5 protein-coding genes are annotated in these 6122 nt (G+C 67.7%); 1 reads left to right on the top strand and 4 read right to left on the bottom strand.

The genetic code is table 11. From position 1 onward, the window contains the following. Window positions 1–227: 227 nt before the first annotated feature. On the bottom strand, window positions 228–770 hold the full coding sequence (locus tag ACFQ50_RS01680; protein WP_377993787.1) for a hypothetical protein: 543 nt from the start codon (window positions 768–770) through the stop codon (window positions 228–230). Between the two features lie 240 nt (window positions 771–1010). On the opposite strand from ACFQ50_RS01680, the gene ACFQ50_RS01675 reads away from it, so the two are divergent. Further along, the gene (locus ACFQ50_RS01675; protein ID WP_377993786.1) at window positions 1011–2078 is read left to right on the top strand and encodes a quercetin 2,3-dioxygenase; all 1068 of its coding nucleotides are present in this window, start codon (window positions 1011–1013) and stop codon (window positions 2076–2078) included. Window positions 2079–2241: 163 nt separating this feature from the next. Here the strand turns inward: ACFQ50_RS01675 and ACFQ50_RS01670 are convergent, their stop codons facing one another. The 3 genes from ACFQ50_RS01670 to ACFQ50_RS01660 are packed head-to-tail and all read right to left on the bottom strand — an operon-like array spanning window position 2242 to window position 6042. Next, window positions 2242–3480: a DUF3500 domain-containing protein gene (locus ACFQ50_RS01670; protein ID WP_377993785.1), complete on the bottom strand. Its 1239-nt coding sequence runs from the start codon at window positions 3478–3480 to the stop codon at window positions 2242–2244. Continuing rightward, complete coding sequence (locus ACFQ50_RS01665; RefSeq protein ID WP_377993784.1) at window positions 3458–5185, bottom strand: FAD-dependent monooxygenase; 1728 nt, start codon at window positions 5183–5185, stop codon at window positions 3458–3460. The genes ACFQ50_RS01670 and ACFQ50_RS01665 overlap by 23 nt, the downstream gene beginning before the upstream one ends. Then, the gene (locus ACFQ50_RS01660; RefSeq protein ID WP_377993783.1) at window positions 5185–6042 is read right to left on the bottom strand and encodes a fumarylacetoacetate hydrolase family protein; all 858 of its coding nucleotides are present in this window, start codon (window positions 6040–6042) and stop codon (window positions 5185–5187) included. The genes ACFQ50_RS01665 and ACFQ50_RS01660 overlap by 1 nt, the downstream gene beginning before the upstream one ends. Window positions 6043–6122 lie beyond the last annotated feature (80 nt).

Raw genomic sequence — 6122 nt, 5'->3', positions numbered from 1 at the left:
TGAACGCCTTCCAGATCACCTTCGACGGACGCCTGTCCGCCAGCAGCAACTAGAACAAGAAACCACCCCAGTTACACCGAATAATTGACAGACCCCGCGGGATGTGCGGGAGCGTTTGACAGGAACGAGAAATCCCCCGGGACTTTCCCGGGGATTCTCAGTTCATGGGTGATTTCAGTTCATGGGTGAATTCAGGGCTGACGGTGTAGCCGCCCTCGGACTGGTTTCTAGTGGCCACCACCTCCGATCACGCCTTTTTCGACGGCCTTCGTGACGGCGTCGGCTTCGGTCTGGGTCAGTGTGCCGTCCTTGACGGCCGTGTCCAGCTTGGTCTTCAGCGCGGCAGCGCGTTCGGCCTGCTCAGCCGTGCGGATTTCCGTCAGGGCCGCGGTGACCTTGGCTTCGTCGACACCGAGTGCCGTGGCCAGGGATTTGGCCAGCGCCGCATCCTGGGCCGTGCGGTCAGGCTTGGTGCCCTCGGTCGGCGCCGTCGTCGGCTTGTTGGCCTCGCGGAACGCCTGGATGGCGTCGCTCACTTTCGTTTCGTCAACACCCAGTTTGGTGGCAAGGTCTGCCGCGATCTGGCCGCGGTCGCCGCCCCTGTGGCCCCCGAAGCCGTCGGTCGATGCGCTGCTGTCCGTCGACGTGCTCGACGTTGCGCTGGGGGTCGGAGTGGTGGCTGCTGAGGCCATTCCGGTAACCCCCAGGCCGGCACCCAGCGCCAGCGCGCCGGCGGTGATGCCGAGGGTGATTCTCTTGGTTCGTGACATGCTGTCTCCTTGATCGGCCGTGCGGTACGGCTTTGAACGGAAGGGCATCTGTCCTAGCCCCTTCCTCAAAGATCCGGCAGCAGGTTAGGGCACCGCTGTTCGGAAACTGTCAGGAGGCTGTGAACCCGGCTGACCGAGGCAACTTTTCAACCAATGAAATCCACGCATACTTGAGTCCGGCAATCCGCCAAGCTTGTCCAAACGACGTCCCCGCGGCGATGCCGAAGAAAGAAGGAAGCCATGACCCTCAGCGTCGAGGAAATGAACAAGCAATTGCCAGTTGCGAATGTGTTGCCCGGCGAGGCCGTGCCTTACTACATGGCCTCCGGCGAGGGTGCCCGGTACGAGATCGACGGGCAGCTGGTGACCGTGATCGCCCGTGCCTCGGACACCGGCGGCATTTTCAGCGCGGCCTACATTTCCGGCGGCATGGGAGCCGAATCCCCGTTCGTCAGCCACAGCGTCGAGCACAAGACCCTCTACGTGTTTGAGGGCATCCTCCACGTGTGGCTCCCGGGTGAAAGCCGCATCCTGACTCCGGGCGACTCCGTCGTGATTCCGCCGGGAACACCTCACGCCTACCGGATGGCCAGCCACTACACCCGCTTCCTGAACTGGATGACTCCGGGCGGCGCCGAGGCGTACTACGAACGGGTCGGCACCCCCATCGATTCGCATGTCCCGCCGGTCCATGCCGGGCACCGGCTGAGCTCCCGGGAGGCGGCGGAAGTCGGTGCCGAATTCGGTATCACCTTCCCCGACGTCGAGAGGGTGGCACCGTCACTGCAGCAGAATGCCGGACTGCCTGCCACACTGAGCCCTTACTTCCTCAGTGCCGGTGAAGGCGAACGCCTGGTCAGCTACCAGACCATGTTCACTTACCTTTCCCGGCCGGAGAACACGGGCTCGAATTACTTCGCCGTCCACACCAAGGGCGCCAGGTCCCCATACATTCCGCTGCATTTCCACTCAGAGCACACGGAGAACTTCCTCTGCACCGAGGGCCGCATGTGGCTCTACGCCAACGGCCGGGAGGTGCTGCTCACCAAGGGCGACTTCCTGCACGCCCCGGCGGGTACCGTCCACTCCTTCGCGTTCGACTCACACAACACCCAGATGGTCGGGTTCCTCACGCCGTCGGTCTTCAACGGCTTCTTCGAATACTTCAATAAGCCCACCGACGACTACATGTACACGGAAGGCGGCGAGCCCTACATGGACATGGAGGGCTTCGGCCGCGCGCAGGCGGAGATGGACCTCACCGTCGTCGGCCCGCCGCCCCAGCGCCGCGCGGCGCTGGACATCTAGCCAGGATCGCCAGCCACGACCACAAAGCCAGAGGCCCGGACTCCCCCATGGAGTCCGGGCCTCTTGGTGTTTAGCGGATTGGCACTCGGCAGACCCATCGACTGCTCCGCAGGTGCCGTTTTCGAGGGTGAAAAGGGCACCTGCGGAGCAACCGATGGGGTTATTAGCGCGCCGCCGCCTGCCGCACCAGCGCGCGCCCGTAGTCGTTGCCGTTGGGTGTGCGGAGCACGGTGTGCATGTGGAACGGGGCAGGGGTGTTGTTGTTGAGGAACACGCCCGTGTGGTGGTCCAGCTCCATGACTGCCACGGGGCTCTGGATGCGGAAGTAGAACGCGTCCTCCCCCTGCCAGCCGCCGATCCACGAGAACCAGGTTTCACCGTAGTGCTCCCGGATTTCCCGCATCCGCGCGGCGCGGGGACCGTCAGGGAGGGCTGCGACGAAGTCCGCCACCAGCCGGTCCAGCAGCGCCAGCGATTCAGGTGGCAGGGAGTCACCGAGGATGCCCTCGTAGGGGATCACGCGGTTGTCCTGGAAGCAGCCCGCGAGGTGGCGTTCGTCGCCCGGGTGCAGCCGGCCCTCGGGCATCGCCGGATCCACCATCTCGGCGAAGGAGAGCGACTCGAGCCGCAGCGGCTCGGGCAGCGATGCCATCACGTCGCGGGCCAGGCTGATGCGTTCCTTGAACACCTTCACGCCCTTGTGCGGCCCGGCGTCGATGGCATCCGGCTCGGCACCAAGGAACATCGGCGACAGGACAAGCTGGGGCCCGGCTACGAGGCAGTTGAGCGCCAGGTGATGGCCGAACAGTTGCCAGCCCCATGGCTCGGTTTCCGAGGGCTCCCCGTAGAGGGCGAAGTTGTAGCTGTATTCGTTCATCAGCTCCGGCAGCTCCACCAGGTCGCCGAGAAAGCCGTTGATCCGCATCAGATTCCGCGCCAGCACGTACCCCTCGGGGCTCAGGCTGGCTTCCACGACGGCGAGTGCGGCATCGCGCACGGCCGGGTCCAGGTCTTCGAGGCGCAGCCCGGTATCGTGCTGCATGAACTCCGGGTTGGCCCAGCTCTGCCAGTCGTGGGCGTCCACCGCGTAGCTCAGCCGGTCCCGCTGCTCCGCGGAAGCAACCGCCAGGAGCTTGCCCGCAGCGGCCACCATCTCCGCCGTCGGCGCTTCTTCCCCGGGGCGTGCCCCGGCGAGGTGAAACAGGCCGGGGCGGACGACGCCGTCGTTCGTCACACCGACGAAAGGTTCCGGGTAGAGCTTCTGCCAGCCCTCGATCATGGGGCCGGCAAATGAGTCGGTCTTGGCCTCCTCGGCGTAGGCGCGCGCGTCCAGGCCGCGCAGGCGCGCCACACGCGGGTGGTGGGGCGCGTACAGGAAATCACGAAACGACGGCGCCGGCATTGGTGCCCTCCTTCAGGTGCTCGAATGAGTTGGTGGTGCTCCAGCCGGCAGCGACTGCCAGGGCTGCGGCCGCCGATTCCGCGGACGACCCGCGCCAGGTGACGTGCTGGTCCGGGCGGACGAGGACGGCATCGGCGGCCCACAGTTCCGCCATTGGCGTCCCGAAGTCGGAAGGCCCGACGGCGGTAACGGTCACCGGGATGCCGTGGCCGGCAGCCGCAGCAAGCACCGGGGCAAAGAGGTGCTCCGGCGGCACACCGCCCGCCTTGTCGAGAACGGCAGCGTCCACGAGCAGCGAAAAGCCCTCCCCGAGGGCGTCGTAGAGGGAGGCGCCGCCGTCCAGCCAGGCGTGCGGCAACAGGGCGCCGGGGCTGGCCGAGGGCACGTAACGGATCGGGTCCTCGGCCGGAACGGGGGCGCCGTCGGGGACCACCAGCGGCGAGGCGGAGTAGCTGTAGCCGAGGACCAGGCCCAGCGAATCGAACTCGCTCTGCTTGACGGCGAGGGCGTCGTGGGCGCCGGCCCGGGCGGCCTCCCCCGCGGCCCCGTCAGCCATCAGGGCGGGGTCGGCGAAGTGGTAGGCGAGCGCCTTTCCGTTGGCCGCAGCGTCGCGGATGGTCCGGTCTGCCACGGGCCGGCGCTCCAGCCCGTAGCTCGCCAGCAGTCCCGGCCCTGCCCAGCCCTCGAAGGCGGCGGCGATTTTCCAGGCCAGGTTGGCGGCGTCACCGATGCACGTGTTGAAGCCGTGGCCGCCCCACGGCGGGTTCTGGTGCGCCGCGTCCCCCACCAGGAACACCGTGTCCGTGCCGTAGGACGGGGCCAGGAGCATGCGGGCTGTCCAGGGATCCGTGGCGATCACGTCGACGTCGACGTCCGTGCCCACGAGGGACCGCACCAGGGCGGCCGGATCAAGATCTGATCCATCGCTGACGCCCTGGATGATGGCCCACCAGGTGTGGTCAAGGTCCATCCGTCCCACCATGCCCGCCGCGTCCGGCCCCAGCACCCAGTACTGGACGGCGGGGTCCAGCGTGATGGCGGAGCCGAGGTCCCGGGAGCGGAAGAGGATGCTGATGTTGGACAGGGCGGCGGACTCCCCTTCGAGCCGGAGGCCCAGGCCGCGGCGGACCGTGGAGGAGCCGCCGTCGGCCCCTGCCAGAAAGGCGCAGTCGACGGCGGTGCGGTGCCCGGAGGCGTCGGCAACCGTCACCCGCTGCCCGCCGTCGGGGCGGGCAGCGAATTCCTCCACCCGCAGTCCGGTGAGCAGGGTGGCATGTGCGGACGCCGCCACGGCTTCCCGGAGCACCGCCTCCAGCACCGGCTGCGGCACCTGCTGGCCGCATTCGGGCTGCGGCCCGTAGCGGCCGGAGTCGAGCTGGAACGCGTTGGGAAAGCGCCGGATCTCGCGCCCCGTCAGCGCCGAGCAGAAGATGACGTCCTGCGCGAAACCCACCGGCAGCGGCGCCGCCTTACGGAGCGTGCCGGCAAGGCCCAGCCGGCGCAGATGCGTCATGGTCCGGGCGTTGGTGGTCTTGGCGCGCGGCCTGTCCGGGTCGATCTGCGTGCGGGGCTCGATGATCGTGCTGCGGATGCCCCGGCCGGCCAGGTCCAGGGCCAGGAAGAGCCCGCTGGGCCCTCCCCCGGAGATCAGGACCGGGACGTGTCCGGGCAGGTCCGCAAGCCCGGCATGATCGACGGCGGTCATCAGGCCCTCGCCCGGAGGGACGGTCCGCCGACGGGAGTGACCAGGGTGCCCAGCCGCTCAATCTCAACTTCAACGGTGTCGCCCGGCTGCAGCAGCCACTGCGGCGTGCGTGCGTAGCCGACGCCCTCGGGGGTACCGGTGGCGATCACGTCGCCGGGGTGCAGCGTAAACGTCTGGCTGATCAGCGAGATGATGGCGGGCACGGAGAAGATCATGTCCCGCGTGTTGCCGTGCTGGACCTCGGTGCCGTTGACCCGGGTGCGGACTTCGAGGCCGTCGCGCAGGTCGCCCACCTCGTCACGGCTGATCAGCGGCCCCAGCGGGCCGGTGAAGTCGCCGTTCTTGCCCAGGGTCCACTGGGACGTCAGCTTCTGGGCGCGCCGGGCCGTGAGGTCGTTGAAGGTGGAGTAGCCGAAGATGGCCTCCGGGGCCTGGTCCTCGGTCACGGACTCCGCACGCTTGCCGATGTAGGCAGCTACTTCGCCCTCCCAGTCCAGGCCTGCCTCGCCGCCGGGCACCGGGACCGGGACGTTGCCGACCGAAAGTGAAGCGGTCCATCGCCCGAACAGGGTAGGGTGCGGCGGCAATTCCTGGTCCTTGTAGCTGCCTTCCGCCGCATGCGCCTTGTAGTTGAGGCCGACGCAGATGACGCGGGCAGACGGCGGAGCCAGGGGAACTTCGGTGACGGTGCTCCGCTCGAAGTACTGACCGCCGTCCGCAGTCAGGGAATGCGCCTTCTCCTGCCACCCATCGGCGTCCGCCCAGAAGTCGGTGACGGGAGCCAGCGGGAACACCATGGTGCCGTTCAGGGCGGCTGCCCACGTGTCGCCGTCGTGATTAATGCCTATGTACTGCATGGAGGGCCTTTCAGGTTCGCCCGGGGCGGGTGTCGGTCGGAGGGCACGGCAAATAAAGCCTCAGGCGAGGCATCACCGTT

The organism is Arthrobacter sp. NPDC056493 (assembly GCF_042795115.1).
Classification (GTDB): domain Bacteria; phylum Actinomycetota; class Actinomycetes; order Actinomycetales; family Micrococcaceae; genus Arthrobacter.
The sequence above is the reverse complement of the archived record's forward strand: the minus strand, read 5'-3'. Positions and strand labels throughout refer to the sequence as shown.